Raw genomic sequence first — 19,857 nt, forward strand, 5'->3', positions numbered from 1 at the left:
ACAAAAAGGCAGTACCAAAAAGTTCTTTTGAACTTTTTGGTACTGCCTTTTTGATTGCTTTTTAAACGAGTTGTGTAAACCAGTCTTCCTGTATTTTCATGTCCTCTTTTTTAGTCAGGGTTTTTCCTGACAAAAAAGAGGACATGAAAATCACTGAAGCCTTAGCGGTTTACTCCACTCTCTGGTTTAAAACGCGTTGCATAAAGCAGCTTATGCGTCTATAAGCCTAAACCAACTGTCAGGTAAAAAGCACCTGTCTGTTGGTTTAGGCTTATAATCGATAGGCTGAACGCTTTACTCCACTCTCTTATTTAATAAGCTCTTGCTAGCCATACTGTGTGTTTAGCTGGTTTACCTGTTACGATACAAGTTTGTTTTTCTACTGGTGGGTTGAATGGGATGTTACGTGTTGTAAATCCTGTTTCTTCTTTGATTTTAGCCTCTGATTCTAATTCGCCGTCCCAGCCTGCTAATACAAATCCTGGTGTTTCGCCAGCTGCTTTTTTCTCTTCGATATGAGCTTTTAAATCATCTAAAGTATCAATTGTTGTATACTCGTTTTCTTTGCGGAATTCACGAGCTGTTTCCAACAAACGTTGCTGCATGATTTCTAGAGCTTCCGGCACGTAATTTAAGATATCATCTAAAGAAACGGCTTCTTTATTTGCTAAGTCGCGCATTTTAACCATTACTTGATTGTTTTCCATATCTCTAGGACCAAATTCAATACGCATTGGAACACCTTTCAGTTCCCATTCGTTGAATTTGAAACCTGGCGAGTTGTCACTGTCATCTAAGACTACACGGAACCCTTTAGCTTTTAACTGCTCTTCTAGAACAGCTAATCGCTCTACGATTTCTGGTTTCTTTTTCCATGGTCCTACAGGTAGAAGAACGATTTGTTTTGCGGCTACTTTTGGCGGCAATACCAATCCTTGTTCGTCACCATGTGTCATGATCAAAGCACCAATCAAACGTGTAGAAACTCCCCATGAAGTTGTGTGTGCTAATACATGTTTGTTATCGCGATTCAAATATTTGATGTCAAAAGCTTCAGCAAACTTAGTTCCCATATAATGAGAAGTTCCGGCTTGAACAGCTTTTCCATCTTTCATCATTGCTTCCACAGAGAAAGTATCCACTGCACCAGCAAAACGCTCAGAAGGTGTTTTTTGCCCTTCGTAAACAGGTACAGCTAACAATCCTTCGATAACTTCTTTATAAACTTGAAGCATACGCATCGTGCGGATACGAGCATCTTCTTCTGTTTCGTGTGCCGTATGTCCTTCTTGCCATAAGAATTCAGACGTACGCAAGAACGGCAAAGTTTTCTTTTCCCAGCGGAATACATTTGCCCATTGGTTGATTTGCATTGGCAAGTCGCGATAAGAGTTTACCCAATCACTGAATGCAGTCCCAATCATCGTTTCAGAAGTTGGACGCAAAGCTAAACGCTCTTCCAAAGGCTCTCCAGCTGCTTCAGTAACCCATGGTAATTCCGGACTGAAACCTTCTATATGATCTTTTTCTTTCGTGAAGAATGATTCTGGGATCAACATTGGGAAATAAGCATTACGAATCCCTTCTTCTTTAAAACGCTTGTTGAACTCTTCTTGAATGTGTTCCCACATTTCATAGCTGTCTGGTTTGAACACGATACACCCGCGAACTGGGGAATAATCCATTAAATCAGCTTGCTTGATCGTTTGGATATACCATGCTGAAAAATCTTCTTTTTGTAAATTACTCATTTATTCATTCCTCCTACTATAATTTGTGCAAAAAAAATAAGCATACTCCATCCCTAGAAAAGGACGAAACATACTGTCATGTATCCGCGGTGCCACCTTAATTGGTCATTGACCCAACTCAACTTCCGATAACGGCGGACGCCGGTTATATTTCTATAACGTATTGTCAGGAAGGTTCAATCAATAAGCGGGGGTCCTTTTTTCAGCAAATAAAAGACTCTCTTTTACCCATTATTCATTTACTAACCCTAACGCACCTACATGGATATTGTAAGCTAAGTCAAACCAAAATACAAGCTGTTTTCTGGAACAAGACCATTCCATTTGTTTTGCAGATTGGTCTACCCCTTGCCGGCAGGTTACTTTTTACAATAAAAAAACCGGCAACTGTTGGAAAATATCCAATCATTGCCGGTCCTAACTGTTGTTAGCTTTCAGGACGGATAGAAGTTTGTTTCAACCGTTCTTGATCATCGGGGTCACTTCCATAGCGAGTGCCCGTGTTTAAAGTTTCCATCAATTCCATCTCATTGCTGGTCAAGCTGAAATCAAATACTTCGCTGTTTTCTTGAATGCGAGAAGCGCGAACAGATTTAGGAATAATAACTTCGCCTCTTTCCAAGTGCCAACGTAAAATGATTTGAGCTGGTGTTTTTCCGTATTTATCTGCCAATCCAAGAATGATCGGTTGTTGGAATAAGTCTGTTTTTCCTTGTCCTAATGGACCCCAAGCTTCATGGACAATACCGTTTTCTTTCATGTATTCATGCAGCTCATTTTGCGGGAATTCTGGATGAGTTTCGATTTGGTTGATCATCGGCTGCATCAACTCTTGATTTTTCAAATCTTCTAAATGATGAATTTGAAAATTTGAAACACCGATAGCTCTTACTCGTCCTTCTTCATATAACTCAATCAACGCTTTCCATGATTCTGCATATTTTGGTGCTGCCCAATGGATCAAGTATAGGTCTAAATAATCTGTATCTAAACGATCCAATGTTTCTTGGAAAGCAATTTTTGTTTGCTCATAACCTAGATCGTAGTTCCAAACTTTTGAAGTCAAGAAAATTTCTTCCCTTGAAATACCGGATTCTTTTAATCCTTTAGATAAGTATTCTTCATTCCCATAAATTTTAGCTGTATCAAAATGACGGTATCCCGCTTCTACAGCAGCTTTCACTGCTTCTACAAGCTCTTCTTCATCTTTCATTAAAAAGACACCTAGACCTAATTTCGGAATTTCTACCCCATTATATAATGTGATACTTTCTGTTAAAGGCTTAACCATTTTAGCACTTCCTTTTCTTGATTGTTTTCTTTCTACAAACTTGACGTATCGATGCCTTCTTGCTTCATGAAAAACGATTTTAGATCATTTTTCAATTGAGCTATAGCATCTTTTTGATCACTTTCAAAATATAGCACAAGTAACGGCTCATGCAAACTCATGCGCATTTGCAGCCATCCTGATCCGTATCTACCCAATGTGTTAACACGAACACCTTCTAAGTTATCAAGTTCCACTTCCAAATCAGGTGCCTCCTGAATAAACTTGCTGAATGCCTCAATAACAGTTTCTCCCGTTTCGTGAACGGTGTCTGTAGTGATTTTAAAGCGAACTTCATCTGTTTCAACAGGCTGTTTTAAGTTCTCCAACAACGAAGAGAAATTTTTTCCTTCAACAGCCATTTCTGCATCAGCGATCAAGATTTTAGCGATCAAATAAGCCCCATCATCCAAGAAGTAATTTTCTTTCAAAGCAGCGTGTCCGCTTGTTTCGATAGCTACTGATGTATGAGTCCCCTCTTGGTTTAATTTGATAGCTTGGTTGATCACATTTCTATAACCGGTAATGTAGCGGTTTTGGTGACCTCCAAGTTGTTCAATAAAGTCTTTTAGATGCTCTGATGTGGCTGAACTTGTCACGATTGTTGTTCCTGGATTTTCTTGAATAGCAATCGCTGAAATCACAGCAATCAAATTATTTCGGTTTACTGTTTGGCCATTACGGTCTACCAATGCCGAACGGTCAACGTCTGTATCAAAAATAACCCCCATATCAGCTTTGTTTTCTAACACAGCAGTTTTGATGCTTTCCATAGCCTCTTTGTTATCCGGATTAGGAACATGATTTGGGAAATGGCCATCAGGTTCTAGAAATTGGCTTCCAGAAACATCGGCTCCCAATTTTTCAAGCACCTCAGTAGCGAAAAATCCACCTGCACCATTCCCGGCGTCCACTACAATATGTTTCCCTTTTAACGGCATATCCGGATTCGATGTTGTTTTGATACCTGAAATAATTTTTTCTCGCAGATCTGCAGAATAGTCTTCCAATAAGTTTTTTTTCATCGTTACACCTTGGTTGTTTTCCCAAGTTACGGCATCCCAATCGGCATTTTCTAATATATAAGTGATATCCTCATGCTCAGCTCCGCCATCGGCAGTGAAGAATTTTAAACCGTTGTATTCAAAAGGCAAATGGCTGGCTGTAATCATAATCGAAGCTTCACAGTCATATTGTTCATACTGAGTAGCCATGAAAAGTGCAGGGGTAGTAGCTAATCCCACATCCACTACATCGATTCCTGTGTTTGTTAAAGCTTCGATCAGAGCAGCCTTGATCCGTTCTCCAGACAATCGGCTGTCATGTCCTACTGCTACCTTTACGGGTTTATCTAAACTGTCCACACCCAATTGTTTCTTTTCTTTCAACCATACAGCAAATCCGTATCCGATTTTTTCAATCACTTTATTAGGCAGTGTGACTTCCTTATCCACTGTCTGCATAGCGATTCCTCGGATATCAGATCCATTTTGTAAAGCTGATAAATCATTTTTTTGTGTATTAGACAATTCCGCACCTCATTTATTTGTTTTTTAACATTGAGTTTTTTATTAATGAATATTCACGAATTGTTTCAAATAATCATACATCTTTTGGGCATTCTCTTCATCTTTAGAAATCAACAAGCAAGTATCGTTTCCTCCGACAGAAGCCACAACTTCAGGAAATTCGATCGTATCGATCAATGCTGCTGCTACATGAGCATTACCAGGGATAGTTACCAGAATGGTCATAAATTGAACCCGTTCTAACTTCACTACCACATCTCCTAAAGTGGATTGCAGACGTTCCTCAACTGAAAGGTTATTTGTTTGATACAACGTATACTTCATACCGCCTTGCGGAGTAGACGTCTTAATCAAGTTCATTTCTTTGATGTCTCTAGAGATTGTTGCTTGAGTTGCGTCCACACCTTCTTCTTTTAAATAATGGAGCAATTCATCTTGCGTAGAAATATCTCGATTAGTAATAATTTGCTTAATTGCTAATTGACGATTTGTTTTCTTCATGTCAAAACCTCCATATGTAATTCGTATCTTTGTCTAACAGTATATCAAAAAACATTAGAAAGCGGTTAATATTTCGACTAATTTTACAAAAAAAATGAATAAAGATTCTTTTTCAGGAAAAAGATAGCAACTTACTACCTATTTTGTTATAATTAGCTGTACAAAATTGAATGAAATGATCGTAGATGAAGAGAGTACTGCTTAAAGATATTAAAAGCGAGCTGGGATGGTGTAAGCCAGTAATATATTTTTGCAGGAAGCGCACTTTTGAGAGATGAGAGCGAAATGATCCACCTGAGTAGTTCCATCCGGCTTATTCAAGCCGTTACCCTGAATCAAGTGGTTATGTCTTCAAGGCATTACAATGAGAGTGGTACCGCGGGAATTTCTCGTCTCTTTTTTAGTTTATTTATGGAAATAACTAGAAAAGGGCTATTTTTTTATCCAAAATTCCGTTTTTTAAAGGGTGTTGGTTTTATTCACTTTTATACTTCTTTATTGAACAAGCGGCGAATCGGATGCTCTGAGCGTAAAGTAGAAACTAGTGAGGTTCACCCTTCTTACTCTATTCATTCATAATGAACATAAAAACTAATTAACTGGAGGAGATTTTAAAATGAATTACAAATTGCAAATTGCTCAATCTTTACACGAACACGTATCAGAATCATTATCTTTAGAAGATATTCTTGCCTTACTAGAAAAACCTAAATCAGTTGACCATGGTGATGTAGCTTTTCCTACATTTTCATTGGCTAAAGTTTTTCGTAAAGCCCCTCAACAAATCGCTGCTGATCTAGGAGAAAAAATCAGCTCTCCTATCGTTGAAAAAGTAGAAGTTGTCGGCCCTTACTTAAACTTCTTCTTAGATAAAAAATTCGTCAGTTCAGCTGTACTGAAAGAAATTTTAACTCAACAAGACCATTTTGGTGCCAGCAACATCGGTGAAGGAAAAAATATCCCTATTGATATGTCGTCACCTAACATTGCCAAACCTATTTCTTTAGGTCACTTACGCTCAACAGTTATCGGAAATGCATTAGCAAACATTGTTGAGAAAATGGGTTACAACCCTATCAAAATCAATCACTTAGGTGACTGGGGAACTCAATTTGGTAAGTTGATAACCGCTTATAAACTTTGGGGATCCGAAGAAGCTGTCAGAGAAAATCCTATTCAAGAACTATTGAAATTATATGTCAAATTTCATGATGAAGCAGAAGAAAATCCTGCTTTAGAAGATGACGGTCGCGAATGGTTCAAAAAACTAGAAGATGGGAACGAAGAAGCTGTTGAATTATGGAAATGGTTCAAGGCTGAATCGATGAAAGAATTCAACCGCATTTACGATAAACTGGAAATAACGTTTGACTCTTTCAATGGAGAAGCTTTCTACAATGATAAAATGCAAGAAGTTGTCGACTTATTAGAAGAAAAAAATCTTTTGACTGTCGATAATGGTGCTAGTATCGTTGATTTAGAAAAATATAATCTAAACCCTGCTTTAATCAAAAAATCAGACGGCGCTACATTATACATTACACGTGATTTAGCAGCTGCTATTTATCGTAAACGCACTTACGATTTTGCTTTATCTCTTTATGCAGTTGGTAATGAACAAAGCAATCACTTCAAACAATTAAAAGCTGTACTAAAAGAAATGGGTTACGATTGGGCTGATGATATGCACCACGTACCATTCGGCTTGATTACTAAAGATGGTAAAAAATTATCTACTCGTAAAGGGAAAATCGTTCTTTTAGAAGAAGTATTGGATGATGCTGTTTCAGTAGCTTTAAAACAAATCGAGGCTAAAAACCCTGATCTAGAAAACAAAGAAACTGTTGCAAACCAAGTAGGTATCGGAGCTGTTGTCTTCCATGACCTTAAAAATGATCGTTTAAACAACTTTGACTTCACTATCGAAGAAATTGTTCAATTCGAAGGCGAAACTGGCCCTTATGTACAATACTCTAGAGCTAGAGCTTTAAGCATCTTGCGTAAAGCTGATGCAGGAGAACTTTCATTAGATGCTGCTTATGCTTTAAATGATTCTTACAGTTGGGAAGTTATTAAATTGATCCAAGAATATCCAGAAACTGTTCAACGTGCTTTTGATAAATTAGAGCCTTCTGTCATTGCAAAACATGCGATTCATTTGGCACAAGCTTTCAACAAATACTACGCTAACAGCCGTGTCTTAACAGAAGATGCTGAAAAACCAGCTCGCTTGGCTCTTGTTCAAGCAGTAGCTATTTTGCTGAAAGAAGACTTGAGATTATTAGGCGTCCACTCACCGGACCAAATGTAAAGAGCGAAATAAGCTGCCCTGAGCGGTTTGTCTTCAAAGCACAAGCTAAGGAGATTTGCTCAGCCCTACGAACACATGAATACAATCTAAAAAACCAGCAGTCCCATTAATTGGACTTGCTGGTTTCTTTTTTGTTTCGTCTCATAGTAAAATGTTCTGGTACTGGATCATGTCCGCCTCTAACGAAGGGGTGACAACGCATAATTCTTGAGATCCCCATAATCGAACCTTTCAGTGCCCCATGCTTGCGAACAGCTTCAATAGAATATTGGGAACAAGTAGGATGATAACGACAACTAGGTGGAAACATTGGAGAAATGGCTTTTTGATAACCGCGTATCATCAAAATAATTATTTTTTTCATTTAGTCACCTACTATTTAATATGCTTATCATTATAAAGTGTTCTCTTACTAATGTAAAGTAAGAGAACACTTCTTTCCATATAAGAACATCTTCTATAACTTCAAGTGATTATCGGCTTTTCTCTTTTTGCGAACGGTACATTTCAGCGTAAATGCCATCTTTTTGAATCAATTGATGATGATTGCCTCGTTCAACGATTTCTCCTTGATTCAACACCAGAATTTGATCTGCATGTTGAATGGTAGATAATCGATGGGCGATAATAAAAGTCGTCCGACCTTTTTTCAATACATCCATCGCGTGTTGGATCAATTCTTCTGTCTCTGTATCAATACTAGAAGTCGCTTCATCCAAGATCAATATCTCAGGATCAAAAGCCAATGCTCGAGCAAATGAGACCAGTTGACGTTGACCAGATGAAAGCGTACTTCCTTTATCTACTACTGGTTCATCAATTCCCTTTGGCATATTGTGCAACAAAGTTTCTCCGCCCACTTCTTCAATTGCTTTGATTACTGCTTCTCGACTGATAGAAGCTTCTCCTAAAGTAATATTTGATTCGATCGTTCCTTTAAAGAGATAAGGATCTTGCAGAACGATCCCCATGTGTTTCCGCAAGCTTTTTCGAGAAACTGCTGTAGTAGGAGTTCCGTCGATTCTGATCGTCCCTTTCGTTGGATCATAAAAGCGGAACAGCAAATTCATGATCGAGCTTTTTCCAGAACCTGTATGCCCGACTAAGGCCACTGTTTCCCCTTTTTTTGCTGTGAAGTGAATGTCTTTCAAAACATACTCTTCCTCTTTATAAGCAAAATAAACGTGTTCAAAGGATACTTCTCCTTCTTTAAAATCTAATTCTTCAGTTTGTTCTTCTTCTGTTTTTACCAGTTTCATTTCGAATACTCGTTTAGCTGATGCCATAGCAGTTTGCAAGTACGCATACTGTGTCACGATTCCTTGTATAGGATTAAACAGTCGCGTCGTGTAATCAACATACACATACAATACACCTACTGTAATCCCTAAAGTCCCTGTTAAATAACCATTACCAAAATATAAGACCAATAACAGCAGAGTTATGTTCTTGACCACTTCTACAAAACTGAATGAGCCTAATGAATCCAGCATCGTAAATTTCAAACTATACGAATACCATTCATCATTAACGTCAGAGAACTCTTTTTCCATTTTTTCTTCTTGTTGATAAGCTTGTATAATAGACATCCCTTGGATCGATTCATTCAATGTTCCATTGATCTCACTGACTAAAGAGCGAATCTTCGTTGTAAACGGAACGGCAAACTTTTGATAGACAACTGCCCACAAAATAAAGAAAGGAATCAGCAGCATAGTCGTCAAAGAGAAGGAAACATTGATCTGCATTAAAGCGATATAGATTCCAACCAGGTAAATTAAGTTGGTCAATACTTGTCCAACGACGACGACATAAAAAATCCTCAGTTGTTCTGTATCATTGGTGATTCTCGAAACGACTTTTCCTGCAGGCAAATTATCGAAATATCGAATCGGCAACTTTTGAACATGAGAAAACAAATCATTTCTCATATTTTTTACAACTTCATTTGCACCGATTGTCAGCAATAAAAAGCTGAAGTAGCGCGAGACAGCTGTTACAACAGCCAGTCCAAAGAAAATGGACAAATAGCGCAATAACGAGTCTACTGCAAGTACAGATTGATTCGAAGGAGCAATTACTCCATCAATAATTTGTCGAATAATCAAAGGTCCAGCTAAGTCGGATGCAACTGCTGCAACCATAAATAAAATACCAAAGAAAAAATGCACTTTTTTCTGAAATGAATAACGAACCAACTCTTTAGCTGTATTTTTCATCCATGGAGCCCTCCTTTAACTGTTGTCTTTGGTATTGGGTCCCATACCAGCCATTTTGAGAAATCAACTCTAAGTGAGTACCTTCTTCAATAATTTCTCCATCTTCCAACACAATGATCCAATCAGCATGATGAATCGCCGATAAACGGTGTGTGGTAATAATTGTTGTTTTTCCTTTTCTGACTTTTTGGATGTTATCAATAATTTTTTGTTCTGTTTTTGCATCGACCGCTGACAGCGAATCATCCAAGATCAAGAATTCAGGGTTTTTGATTAACGCCCGCGCAATAGATACCCGCTGTTTTTGTCCACCAGAAATCGCTACTCCTCTTTCTCCGATCAACGTATCCAACCCTTCAGGCATTCTAGCTAGATCTTCTTCAAAATTGGCTAAACGAACAGCTTCCATGATTTCTTCATCTGTAGCGTCTGCTTTACCAAATTTGATATTTTCTCTAATGGATCGAGAAAACAATGTATAGTCTTGAGGTACATAACCGATCATCGGGCGCAGTATATCGCTTTTTAATTCGTGGATAGCTTCTGAACCGACTTTGATTGCTCCGTCTCCCACAGGGTATTGACGCAGCAACTGACGAATAAAAGTCGTTTTTCCGCTTCCGGTTTTCCCAACGATTCCAAGCGTTTTTCCTCGTGAGATCTTTGCTACGACACTCGTCAAATTAGATGATTCAGAAGAGGGATATTTGAATGTTACTTTAGAATATTCTATATCATGACCTACTAAGTCACTTTTGCTTCCTTCTTCATCCATGTCGTCAGTAGCTTCCAACACTTCTGCCACCCGTTTCATGGATGCACTACCTTGCTGTACCAAGTTGATTAATTCCCCAACTGCTTGGACAGGCCAAACCAGCATCCCTAAATACACTTGAAAAGAAATCAACTTTCCTAAAGACAATTCTCCGTTGGAAACTAAAACCGCTCCATATCCAAAAGCGATAACATAGCTGATTCCTAATAAGATTTTTGTAATAGGGGAAAACAATGCATTGATTTGAGCCACAGCAATATTTTTCTGCAATACATCTTCTGTTTTATCAGCAAACCTTTTAGCCAGAGCGTCTTCTTGAACATAAGCTCTGACAACTCGCACACCTTCTACTCCTTCTAAGACATCGTCATTGATGTCTGCAAAAGCCGTTTGAGATGCTAAGTAGCGTTTATTGACTTTATCTCCCAGCACTTTTAATAAATACCCCATCAAAGGCATGGTCAACATAGACCATAACGTCAATTTCCACGACACAGACACAAACATCATCGTCAAAATGAATCCTAAGAATACGGTAGAGTCCATAGTGACCATGATTCCGTACCCAGCCATTTCAGAAATAGCATCTAAATCATTTGTTGAGCGTGCCATTAAATCCCCAGTGCGATATTTTTCATAAAAAGCAGCTCTCATCCGTAAATAATGTTTCATCAATCGTTCGCGCAATTCTTTTGCCAGTAAATTTCTTCCACCGAAAAATAAGTATCCCCAAAATACTTCTGTCCCGTACGTCACCACAATGGATAAAAAGAAAACTCCTAATTGAAGAAGCAGCTTTTGAGTGGTTAACGTATTGGAATAAATTTGATCGATGACATTCCCGATAATATATGGTGGAATCAGCACTGCACCATTTGAAAAAAGCATGGCAAATATGCCCCAACCATATCTTTTTTTGTGGCTTTTAAAAAAAGGCCACAGTTGTTTAAATAAATCTTTCATTCTCTCCCAACTTTCTAGCTCCCCTATCTAAAAAAAGTCAAAAAAATAGCACTTATCTATAAAAAAACAGATGAGTGCATTATTCTTCACATTTACTCGTCGATTTTTAAATAGAGGGATAATCTGTATTTATGAGTGTGTAAGATTGCAACATTTTTCATAATAGATCTCCTCCGTTTCTGTAATATTTCCTACAAGTCATATTGTAGCCCTTTCATTAAAATTAAACAAGAATTTTCATCATAAAATAACAATATTTTTAATAATGCTCTAAAAATAAAAATATACAACAAGTGAAAGGACTCTATCCTTTCACCTGCTGTATGTTTTTAGATTAATCTATTTTATCATTTTCGTAATGATGTTGAAGTTCTAATCCGTTGAACGATTGTTGGCGCATCACTTCGTAGATCATTATAGCAGCCGTATTAGACAAGTTCAGCGAGCGCACATGCTCATCATTCATCGGCAATCGAATACATTCATCCTCATGCACTCTCATGAATTCTTCAGGCAATCCTGTTGTTTCTTTTCCAAATAAAAAGTAATAGTCTTTTTCAGTATCCGTATAATCAACATCGCTGTAAGTACGATTGGCGAATTTGGACACTAAAAAGAGTTCCCCTTCTTTGCTGGCTTCTAAAAAAGCTTCCAGATTAGCGTGATACGTAATATTTACGTCATTCCAATAATCAAGTCCTGCGCGTTTTAAATGCTTATCATCTGTTTTAAACCCTAAAGGTTCAATCAAATGTAAATGAGTATTTGTTGCCGCACAAGTACGAGCAATGTTTCCTGTGTTTGCTGGAATAAGTGGTTCAAATAATGCAATATGATTGGTCATGTCTGTCTTTCTCTCCTGTTCACTTCACTTGATTAAAGTACTTTTTTGTTCGCTATGGCTTCAATAGCCAGAGTGATTTCGTGATACGCTTCTTCATCCGATTCTTTTTCTAGGGCTTCTCTCAAAAACTCCAGCACCATTTCATCTCTTTTAGTGACGATCTTAGAAATAGACCAAGCTGCTGTACCTCGTATCACCGGACGAATATCTTCTTCTATGCACTGCAATAAATCTGGAAGAGCTGTTCGATCTCTCTTGTTGCCTAGAGCAATGATCGCATTTCTTTGGAGCGGTTTTTTGCCTCTCCACGAGCCTGCCATTGAGCCGAATTGCTGCTTGAAATCTTTATTGCTGATTGTTAATAATGGTTTCAGTTTAGGTAGGACTTTTTCTGGATCTGGCTCCATTTCAGGATGAAAATGAAAATCTTTTCCTTTATTATAAGGACAGACGATTTGACAGATATCACATCCATAAATGACATGACCCATTTTTCGTCGATACTTTTCATCCATCATCCCTTTTGTCTGTGTTTGATAAGAAAGACATTCTTTCGCATTGATCCTGCTGTCACCTAATAGTGCTCCTGTTGGACACGCCGTCACGCAGCGCATGCATTCCCCACATCCAAAGGGAACAGGTTCATCTGGTTCAAAGTCTAAATTAGTAATAATTTCTCCTAAATAAACATAGCTGCCAAACTCTTCTGTTATTAAAAGTCCGTTTCTTCCAATAAAGCCTAATCCGGCTCTTTGTGCTACGGCTACATCCACTAATTCACCTGTGTCTACCATAGGTTTAAACTCAGCATCCTCACCGGCTGCTTCACGTATAAAGGTTATCAAGTGATCCATCCGGTCACGCAAAACATCATGGTAATCTTGTCCCCAAGAAGCTCGCGCAAATTCTCCGCGGCGAACACCTTTTTCTCTTTCAGGATTCTCTGCCAGTTTTGTCGGATAAGCTAAAGCTATTGCGATGATCGATCGAGGTCGACGAAAGATCAATTCCGGATAAACGCGTTCCTCAATGACTTTGTGTTCAAATCCAGAGTGGTATCCTTTGCTTTGTTGAGTACGGAGTTTTTCTTCTAAGCCTTCAAAAGGTTCAGCAGTCGTAAAACCGATTTTATCAATTCCGATCCGCTTACTTTCTTTGATGATCCGTTCTTTTAATAACGTCCCATTGACCATATTTCATCCCAACCCTTTAGTTGTTTCCATAGTTTAAGAATCAACTATATTTTAACACAATGTTGCTGTTTCAGGGTACTAAGGACTTATTTTTTTCGACAAAAAAAACGTATCGCTTCGGTGTCCAGCACTGCGAAACGATACGTTGGTGAGCCATTTTGTACTCATTAACTTTTATCAACATCTGATGGGATTACTGATAAAAACGAATGAACCTGTTTGGCTTATAAATAACAATATACCATCACGATGCGACTAATGCAAGGGAATACGTTGAAGTAAATTTGTCCATTTTGTGACTTTAGACTTTATCCTTTTTTCCAACTAATAACCGTACATGAATCGTGATTTCTTTAAGAGGATGAGCACGAGCATAATCAATTGATTCTTGACTGGCTCCCCAACTCAATGGCGTCATTTCGATCAAATCATGATAGTTTTCAAGCGTCAACGGGAACGTATATTTAATTGTATCGGTTTGAGTATCTTCAAAATGTTCTTTGAACTTTGCCACCACTTTATCATTCGAATACGATTGCTTATCTTCTCTATCTCGATACAATAAACTTCTCAACTCAATCAAATACTCTTTTTCTGGTACTATTTTCAAACATTTCCCATTTGGTTTCAACATCCTGTGGAATTCTTTGTAATTAGAAGGAGAGAAAATATTCAATAAGGTGTCATACTGCTCACTTGCAAATGGAGATTGAGCCAAATCAGCGACACACCAAAAAGCATTTTCAAAATGGCTGGCTGCTAAAGATATAGCATCTTTAGAAATATCAAACCCTATTTGTTCTCCTTTTAATCCTAATTGGGACAAATAATGTAATTGCGACCCTTCTCCAGAACCAACATCAATCGTAGCTCCTGATGTAGTATCAATGTAGGAATAAATAACTTCTAACATTTCATTGAACAACCCCGCTTGAGCGATTCTGTAACGAGGGGATAACATGTCTGCGGTATAATCATTAGACATTGTTTTCGTCAAAAAATGGACTGTCCCTTTTTTGGAAATATTTAGAGAGTGACCTTGGTCGCACTCTAAACTATTTCCTTCAATTTTATAAAAAGATTCTTTGCAAACAGGACACTGAAACAAATCCATGTGTTCTTGCAAAAAAAGTTTAGCTCTTTCAATCTTTTTCAACCTTGTAAAACTCCTCAATAATAAATTCTTTTTTATGGTGTGACTTGTTCTTTTTTGATCTGAGCGGTCAGGTCATAAATCAGCGGATTCAACCAGCTGATTAAGCCAGGAACTGGATAGTGCTCTTTTTCCAATCGAGTTACTTTCAAATAACTGTCTTCTTTTAGACTGAATGGAGACTGATTTTCGTCACTAGAATTGTACTCGATTTCCGCTTTTTTTCCAACCGCTTTCTCAATCATCTGCATCAGCTCTTCCACTTCAATCGTTTCATTTGAACTGGCATTATAGACACCTGTTTTATGGTTTTCGATCATCCACATCATCACGTTTGCCACTTCACTGCCTTTAATAAAACTGATACGCGCATCTGCTCGATACAATCGGAAGCTCTCTTCACTCATGATGTGACGAATGTAGTAATGCAACCTCTGCGTGTAGTCATCTGTATCGAGTACGATAGGAATTCTCAAAGCTGCTGTAGGAAAAGCTTCATCTTCAAACAATACTTTTTCTGCTTGTCTTTTTCCTTCTCCATACGTAACTTTTTTCGTTAAGTCGATATCAAACAACCAAGGATCAAAGTCGGTTTCACTAAAGCCGTCTTTACTTCCTCTGTAGACAGCCAATGTTGAAGTGAATAAATAATACTCCACTTTTCCGCCTAATTTCTCTTGGATCAATTTCGCATCTTCTTTTGTAAAACAGATATTGTCTAAGACAACATCCCATTGAGTTTGGCTTAATTGCTCCCAACCTTCGTGTGATGGGTCAGAACGATCTAAAATAACATGGCTGACATTTTTTCCATAAGGAATTTTATTATTTCCCCTCGTAGCAAATGTTACATGATAACCATTTGATAATAGTTTATCTGCTATTTTACGTCCAAAAAATCTAGTCCCGCCTAAAATAAGTACTTTTTTCATTATTTCCCTCCTCACAAGAATAGCATTTCTTTTGTAATCTTCAGTTTTTTATACGTTAACTGTACCATAAGTTATATTCTTTTACATTAATGAACTTGTTTTTTACACAAATCGTAAAACCTTTTATTTGCTGGTCAAATTCATCAATGGTACATTAAAAAAAACAATCTCTATTGAAAGGATGACTACTATGCCATGGAATATGAATGACTACCCAAATGCCTTTAAAAATTTCGACCCTTTGCTACGCAAAAAAGCTATCGACATTGCTAACGCCTTGTTGGATAATGATTACCCAGAGGATAAAGCTATTCCTATTGCGATTTCGCAAGCAAAAGAATGGATGGAGGATGCTTCTGACAAAGAAAAAGATGAGTACAAAAAAGAAGCTGACCCATCAAAAAATGATCGTCATGAATCTCATGCAAATCCTGATTTATTGGATAAAAATGTAGAAGTCTTTTTCGAGGATGATTCTTGGGCAGTCAAAACAAAAGGGGCAAAACGTCCTAGTGAAACATTTGATAAAAAAGCTGATGCTGTAAAACGTGCAAAAGAAATTGCTGATAATAAAGATTCATCCGTCATTCGCTATACAAAAAAAGGTAAAAAACAAGATGATTGAAAATCAGCTCAAAAACACCTGCAAGATTAATCCTGCAGGTGTTTTTGAGCTAATTTTTAAAAGAATTTTCTAGATCCAGTTCTTCTTGAAAAGCGTCTTGATACAACTCGTATTCTCTTTCGCCTTGTCTTTCAATTTTTGCTTCATTCATTTCTTGTTTAGACTGTTTAGCTAGTTCTCCAGCAACGGTTTTTACGGCGCTGCTTGTCTCAGACAAATCAGTTTTTAATTCTGTTGTCGTTTGTTTCAAGTCATGAGTAGCAGCTTTTAAATTTGCTTTAAGCAACTCTTTGCTCATCGAATTTTTCTTTGTCAATCCTTTAAGATTGTCTTTTAATATAGGTCCGTCTACTCTGGCTTGTCCTGATATTTTTTGGGAAGCCTCTTTAAAACTAGTCGAAACATCTTGTGATGCATCTTGAAGCATGGCTTTAACGTCCCCGCTCTTTGTTTTTACAATATCATAATAATCTTTGCTGGTTTCTTTCGTGTAATCAGCCTTTTCTCTTAATTCTTCTTGTAATTCCTGACCTGATTTAGGTGCATATAGCATTGCAGCAGCATAAGCAACTGCTCCTCCAATAACGGCTCCTAACCAAAAAGTTCCTTTAGACATCTTCATCCACTCGCTTTCATTAATAGTTTTATCGACTTATTCTGATCTTGTCTTTATCAGTCTAGCATTTCAATAAAAAATACACACTTTATTTGTTTGAATGAAGGTTTTTTTCTAAAGTAACCATCTCTGCACACAAGCAAATCATCTGAACAGCTTTTTCGACTTCTTCAATCGATACGGAAGTTGGAGCTAATCGTATACTGTTGTCTTTAAGATTAGTTCCATAAGGATAAGAGGAATTAGCTTCTGTCACACTTACCCCGATAGTAGCTAAAGCTTCTACTATTTCAGTCGCACATCCGTCTTGGGTAGTCAAATGCACAAAGTATCCTCCGTTAGGATTTGTCCACTCTAATATTTTTTCATCCTTAAAATAATCTGAAAATAAAGCGTTGATTTTATGGAACTTCGGCTGCAAAAGCTCTGCATGTTTTCCCATATGCTTCAATAAGTGAGTTTTATTTTTCAGAAATTTCACATGTCTTTTTTGATTCACTTTATCAAATCCAATCGTTTGATCAGATAAGATGTCCGTAAACCATTCGATGTTTTCTCTAGAAGACGCAAGTGCGGCTACTCCTGCTCCTGGGAAAGTAATTTTAGACGTTGAGCAAAACATCCATGCTCGTTTTTCTGACCCATATTTTTTACAAATCTCTAATAGATTTTTGACTTGCTCTTTAGTATCAGTTAAATGATGGACTACATAAGCATTGTCCCACATGATAGTGAAATCTTCTGCCAAGGTTTTCATGCTGGCCAATCGTTCGACTACTTCATCTGAATAGGTCGTACCAGTAGGATTGCTGTACACTGGAACACACCAAATACCTTTTATAGAAGCATCGCTGGCAGTCAGTTTTTCCACTTCATCCATATCTGGTCCTGTGTCAGTCATAGGAATCGGAATCAATTCAAATCCCAGTTTCTCTGTCATATTAAAATGCCTGTCATATCCTGGGCTTGGACAAAGAAATTTTATTTGCTCCTCTTTAGACCATGCAGCATCTCTATCAGGCTGACCTAAAAATAATTTACTGACTAACACCATATACATCAATTGCAAACTTGAGTTTCCTCCAACAATGACCTCTTCTGGTGCAGTTTCCAATACCTCAGAAAAGAATTGTTTAGCTTCAGGAATGCCAGTCAATATTCCGTAGTTGCGAAGATCCGACGTGCTTTCTTCATATAAATCCTCAGGCGATAATACAGTCAACATGGGTTCAGATAATTGAAGCTGATCTTTTCCAGGAACCCCTCTTTTTAAATTCAATTGCAAAGGGTGTTTTTTAACGGTCTCGTATGATTCTTTCAATTCAGTTAGACGCTGTTCTTTTTCTGCATTTGTTTTTCTCATCTTTATACTCTCCTTAAAAGAATAATACGTTCTTCATACCTTAAATTATATCCAATATCGTACAGTAAAGAAAGGAAAACTCAAAACACATCAACTAAGGTGCAGTAGATGGAAAACATATTGAATCTTATATCTATTTACTTTGAAGTGGACAATAAGGAAAATAAACACTTCTTGTCGCGTATTAGTATGGGATTCCCCTTTATTCTGAAGGGCAAATGTTTGAATACTTCGAAACTATAGTATATCATCATTTTAAAGAAGCTCGTCTGATGATACCGCTTTATTAGCGCACATCATCTTTAGGCTGCTCATATTACATAAAAAGAAAGGTCAAGGTGGTCATATTGGCAAAAAAAAGAAAAACATGGCTTTCTTTAACCCTTACAGTAGGAACTGCACTTTTATTAGCTGCTTGCGGAGGGGGTAATGAAGAAGCTTCAGATAATAACACAGGAACGGATGGCGAAAAAGTTTCCATCGAATTCTGGTCCTTCTGGGGATCAGGACTAAGAAGAGATGCCATCGAAGAAATTATTGAAGATTTCAATACCTCTCAAGATGAAATAGAAGTAGAATACGTTTATCAACCTTGGGGCGATATTTGGACAAAATCTTTAGCTTCTATTGCAGCAGGAGATCCTCCAGATGTCATCGTTCAAGACATCAACTCTGTTCAGCAGCGTGCTGAAGCAGAACAATCAACTAATATTCAAGAATACATCGAACAAGATGGCAACGAAATGGAATCCACTTTTTACCCTCACTTATGGGAGACCGTGTTTTACGAAGACAATGCTTATGCGTTGCCGTTCAATACCGATACCCAAGTCTTGTTCTACAACAAAGATGCTTTTGAAGAGGCTGGTTTAGATCCAGAAACACCGCCTGCTACATGGGAAGAATTAGAAGAATATGCTCGTGCGTTAGATGTCAAAGACGGAAACTCATGGGAAAGAATCGGTTTTTATCCGTTATGGAACCTTGGAGCAGATGTTTGGGCTTTGAATGCAGATAATGGTGTTAGTTGGTTCGATGAAGAAGGTAATGTAAAGATCAATACACCTAAAAAAGTCGAAGCTCTGGAATGGGTTCTTGAATGGCAAGATTACTACGGTCCTGAAACAATCAATTCTTATGAGGCTGAATTCGGGAATGGTGTCGCTGATCCTTTCATTTCTGGTCTAGTCGGTATTCGTGCTCAAAACATCAATTACTATACGAATTTGCTTGAAAATGCGCCTGAAGACTTTAATTTCGGTGTAGCTCCTCTGCCTGAATATGAAGAAGGAAGCGGAAACTGGTCATGGGGCGGCGGATTCGTATTAGAGATTCCAAAAGGTGCTGAAAATCCTGAAGCTTCTTATGAGTTTATGAAGTATCTGACTTCTACTGAAGTCCAAGAAAAATTTGGACTGAACAGTTTTGATATCATGGCCAACCAAGAAGCAAATACTAATCTTATCGAACACCCTGATTTAGATGAAGAAGGACAAATGATCTATGAAATGGCTGACCGCAATTTAGAGAGCACTGTCATTACCCCTGTACCTTTGACAGCTCCTGACTTCAGTCCTTTGGTAAATGAACAAATCGACGGAGCAATGTTGGGCAACCAATCAGCTCAAGAAGCATTAGATGCTGCACAAGCTTCTGTCGAAAATCTTGTTGAGCAAAATCAATAGTTTTAAAATAAAGAAATGTTTCGATAAACACGGTGACAGAGGACATTCTTTGTTGCCGTGTTTATCC

At 37.8% G+C, this 19,857-nt stretch carries 16 protein-coding genes, 1 pseudogene and 1 other annotated feature; of the genes and pseudogenes, 3 read left to right on the forward strand and 14 right to left on the reverse strand.

Annotated elements, in window-relative coordinates:
* Positions 1-311: 311 nt before the first annotated feature.
* From proS to argR, 4 genes are all read right to left on the reverse strand, one after another.
* On the reverse strand, positions 312-1,751 hold the full coding sequence (proS, locus tag ACE025_RS11880; protein WP_485940033.1) for a proline--tRNA ligase: 1,440 nt from the start codon (positions 1,749-1,751) through the stop codon (positions 312-314).
* Between the two features lie 427 nt (positions 1,752-2,178).
* Positions 2,179-3,042, reverse strand: coding sequence for an aldo/keto reductase (locus ACE025_RS11885; RefSeq protein WP_485940034.1), 864 nt, complete (start codon positions 3,040-3,042; stop codon positions 2,179-2,181).
* Between the two features lie 32 nt (positions 3,043-3,074).
* Complete coding sequence (locus tag ACE025_RS11890; protein ID WP_485940036.1) at positions 3,075-4,610, reverse strand: phosphohexomutase domain-containing protein; 1,536 nt, start codon at positions 4,608-4,610, stop codon at positions 3,075-3,077.
* A 42-nt stretch (positions 4,611-4,652) separates the two neighbouring features.
* The gene (gene argR / locus ACE025_RS11895; protein ID WP_092481030.1) at positions 4,653-5,111 is read right to left on the reverse strand and encodes an arginine repressor; all 459 of its coding nucleotides are present in this window, start codon (positions 5,109-5,111) and stop codon (positions 4,653-4,655) included.
* Positions 5,112-5,284: 173 nt separating this feature from the next.
* Positions 5,285-5,511: a binding site (T-box leader), on the forward strand.
* A 216-nt stretch (positions 5,512-5,727) separates the two neighbouring features.
* On the opposite strand from argR, the gene argS reads away from it, so the two are divergent.
* The gene (gene argS, locus ACE025_RS11900; RefSeq protein WP_485940038.1) at positions 5,728-7,422 is read left to right on the forward strand and encodes an arginine--tRNA ligase; all 1,695 of its coding nucleotides are present in this window, start codon (positions 5,728-5,730) and stop codon (positions 7,420-7,422) included.
* Positions 7,423-7,528: 106 nt separating this feature from the next.
* Here argS and yidD read toward each other — a convergent pair whose 3' ends face one another.
* From yidD to ACE025_RS11940, 8 genes and pseudogenes are all read right to left on the reverse strand, one after another.
* Positions 7,529-7,786 carry a membrane protein insertion efficiency factor YidD gene (yidD, locus tag ACE025_RS11905; protein WP_485940040.1) on the reverse strand — a complete coding sequence of 86 codons (258 nt, stop codon included), beginning with the start codon at positions 7,784-7,786 and terminating at the stop codon, positions 7,529-7,531.
* A gap of 109 nt (positions 7,787-7,895) precedes the next feature.
* Positions 7,896-8,708: an ABC transporter ATP-binding protein gene (locus ACE025_RS11910; protein WP_485940111.1), complete on the reverse strand. Its 813-nt coding sequence runs from the start codon at positions 8,706-8,708 to the stop codon at positions 7,896-7,898.
* A gap of 54 nt (positions 8,709-8,762) precedes the next feature.
* Positions 8,763-9,641, reverse strand: a pseudogene (locus tag ACE025_RS11915) (ABC transporter transmembrane domain-containing protein); the annotation flags it as partial.
* The gene (locus tag ACE025_RS11920) at positions 9,625-11,304 is read right to left on the reverse strand and encodes an ABC transporter ATP-binding protein (protein ID WP_485940042.1); all 1,680 of its coding nucleotides are present in this window, start codon (positions 11,302-11,304) and stop codon (positions 9,625-9,627) included. The gene ACE025_RS11920 and the pseudogene ACE025_RS11915, both read right to left, overlap by 17 nt.
* 409 nt (positions 11,305-11,713) lie before the next feature.
* On the reverse strand, positions 11,714-12,223 hold the full coding sequence (gene trmL / locus ACE025_RS11925) for a tRNA (uridine(34)/cytosine(34)/5-carboxymethylaminomethyluridine(34)-2'-O)-methyltransferase TrmL (RefSeq protein ID WP_485940044.1): 510 nt from the start codon (positions 12,221-12,223) through the stop codon (positions 11,714-11,716).
* Positions 12,224-12,255: 32 nt separating this feature from the next.
* Positions 12,256-13,416: a tRNA epoxyqueuosine(34) reductase QueG gene (gene queG, locus ACE025_RS11930; protein WP_485940046.1), complete on the reverse strand. Its 1,161-nt coding sequence runs from the start codon at positions 13,414-13,416 to the stop codon at positions 12,256-12,258.
* Positions 13,417-13,717: 301 nt separating this feature from the next.
* Positions 13,718-14,530: a methyltransferase domain-containing protein gene (locus tag ACE025_RS11935; protein WP_485940048.1), complete on the reverse strand. Its 813-nt coding sequence runs from the start codon at positions 14,528-14,530 to the stop codon at positions 13,718-13,720.
* A 74-nt stretch (positions 14,531-14,604) separates the two neighbouring features.
* Positions 14,605-15,501, reverse strand: coding sequence for a Rossmann-fold NAD(P)-binding domain-containing protein (locus ACE025_RS11940; protein ID WP_485940050.1), 897 nt, complete (start codon positions 15,499-15,501; stop codon positions 14,605-14,607).
* A gap of 190 nt (positions 15,502-15,691) precedes the next feature.
* Here ACE025_RS11940 and ACE025_RS11945 point away from each other — a divergent pair, with 190 nt between their 5' ends.
* Positions 15,692-16,126, forward strand: a complete 435-nt coding sequence (locus tag ACE025_RS11945; protein ID WP_485940052.1) for a DUF2188 domain-containing protein — start codon at positions 15,692-15,694, stop codon at positions 16,124-16,126.
* 49 nt (positions 16,127-16,175) lie between these two features.
* On the opposite strand, the gene ACE025_RS11950 is transcribed toward ACE025_RS11945, so the two are convergent.
* Both ACE025_RS11950 and ACE025_RS11955 read right to left on the reverse strand, forming a co-directional pair.
* Positions 16,176-16,748: a YtxH domain-containing protein gene (locus tag ACE025_RS11950; protein ID WP_485940054.1), complete on the reverse strand. Its 573-nt coding sequence runs from the start codon at positions 16,746-16,748 to the stop codon at positions 16,176-16,178.
* An 82-nt stretch (positions 16,749-16,830) separates the two neighbouring features.
* The gene (locus ACE025_RS11955; RefSeq protein WP_485940055.1) at positions 16,831-18,105 is read right to left on the reverse strand and encodes an aspartate aminotransferase type Ic; all 1,275 of its coding nucleotides are present in this window, start codon (positions 18,103-18,105) and stop codon (positions 16,831-16,833) included.
* 347 nt (positions 18,106-18,452) lie between these two features.
* Here ACE025_RS11955 and ACE025_RS11960 point away from each other — a divergent pair, with 347 nt between their 5' ends.
* On the forward strand, positions 18,453-19,790 hold the full coding sequence (locus tag ACE025_RS11960; RefSeq protein ID WP_485940056.1) for an ABC transporter substrate-binding protein: 1,338 nt from the start codon (positions 18,453-18,455) through the stop codon (positions 19,788-19,790).
* Positions 19,791-19,857 lie beyond the last annotated feature (67 nt).

The sequence above is a fragment of the Desemzia sp. AGC72 genome (assembly GCF_057334175.1).

Excerpts from the sequence above, each read along its gene's own strand:
- proS (WP_485940033.1), bottom strand. The coding sequence starts at position 1,751 with ATGAGTAATTTACAAAAAGAAGATTTTTCAGCATGGTATATCCAAACG.
- ACE025_RS11885 (WP_485940034.1), bottom strand. The coding sequence starts at position 3,042 with ATGGTTAAGCCTTTAACAGAAAGTATCACATTATATAATGGGGTAGAA.
- argR (WP_092481030.1), bottom strand. The coding sequence starts at position 5,111 with ATGAAGAAAACAAATCGTCAATTAGCAATTAAGCAAATTATTACTAAT.
- argS (WP_485940038.1), top strand. The coding sequence starts at position 5,728 with ATGAATTACAAATTGCAAATTGCTCAATCTTTACACGAACACGTATCA.
- yidD (WP_485940040.1), bottom strand. The coding sequence starts at position 7,786 with ATGAAAAAAATAATTATTTTGATGATACGCGGTTATCAAAAAGCCATT.
- ACE025_RS11910 (WP_485940111.1), bottom strand. The coding sequence starts at position 8,708 with ATGGCATCAGCTAAACGAGTATTCGAAATGAAACTGGTAAAAACAGAA.
- ACE025_RS11920 (WP_485940042.1), bottom strand. The coding sequence starts at position 11,304 with ATGCTTTTTTCAAATGGTGCAGTGCTGATTCCACCATATATTATCGGG.
- trmL (WP_485940044.1), bottom strand. The coding sequence starts at position 12,223 with ATGACCAATCATATTGCATTATTTGAACCACTTATTCCAGCAAACACA.
- queG (WP_485940046.1), bottom strand. The coding sequence starts at position 13,416 with ATGGTCAATGGGACGTTATTAAAAGAACGGATCATCAAAGAAAGTAAG.
- ACE025_RS11935 (WP_485940048.1), bottom strand. The coding sequence starts at position 14,530 with ATGGATTTGTTTCAGTGTCCTGTTTGCAAAGAATCTTTTTATAAAATT.
- ACE025_RS11940 (WP_485940050.1), bottom strand. The coding sequence starts at position 15,501 with ATGAAAAAAGTACTTATTTTAGGCGGGACTAGATTTTTTGGACGTAAA.
- ACE025_RS11945 (WP_485940052.1), top strand. The coding sequence starts at position 15,692 with ATGCCATGGAATATGAATGACTACCCAAATGCCTTTAAAAATTTCGAC.
- ACE025_RS11950 (WP_485940054.1), bottom strand. The coding sequence starts at position 16,748 with ATGAAGATGTCTAAAGGAACTTTTTGGTTAGGAGCCGTTATTGGAGGA.
- ACE025_RS11955 (WP_485940055.1), bottom strand. The coding sequence starts at position 18,105 with ATGAGAAAAACAAATGCAGAAAAAGAACAGCGTCTAACTGAATTGAAA.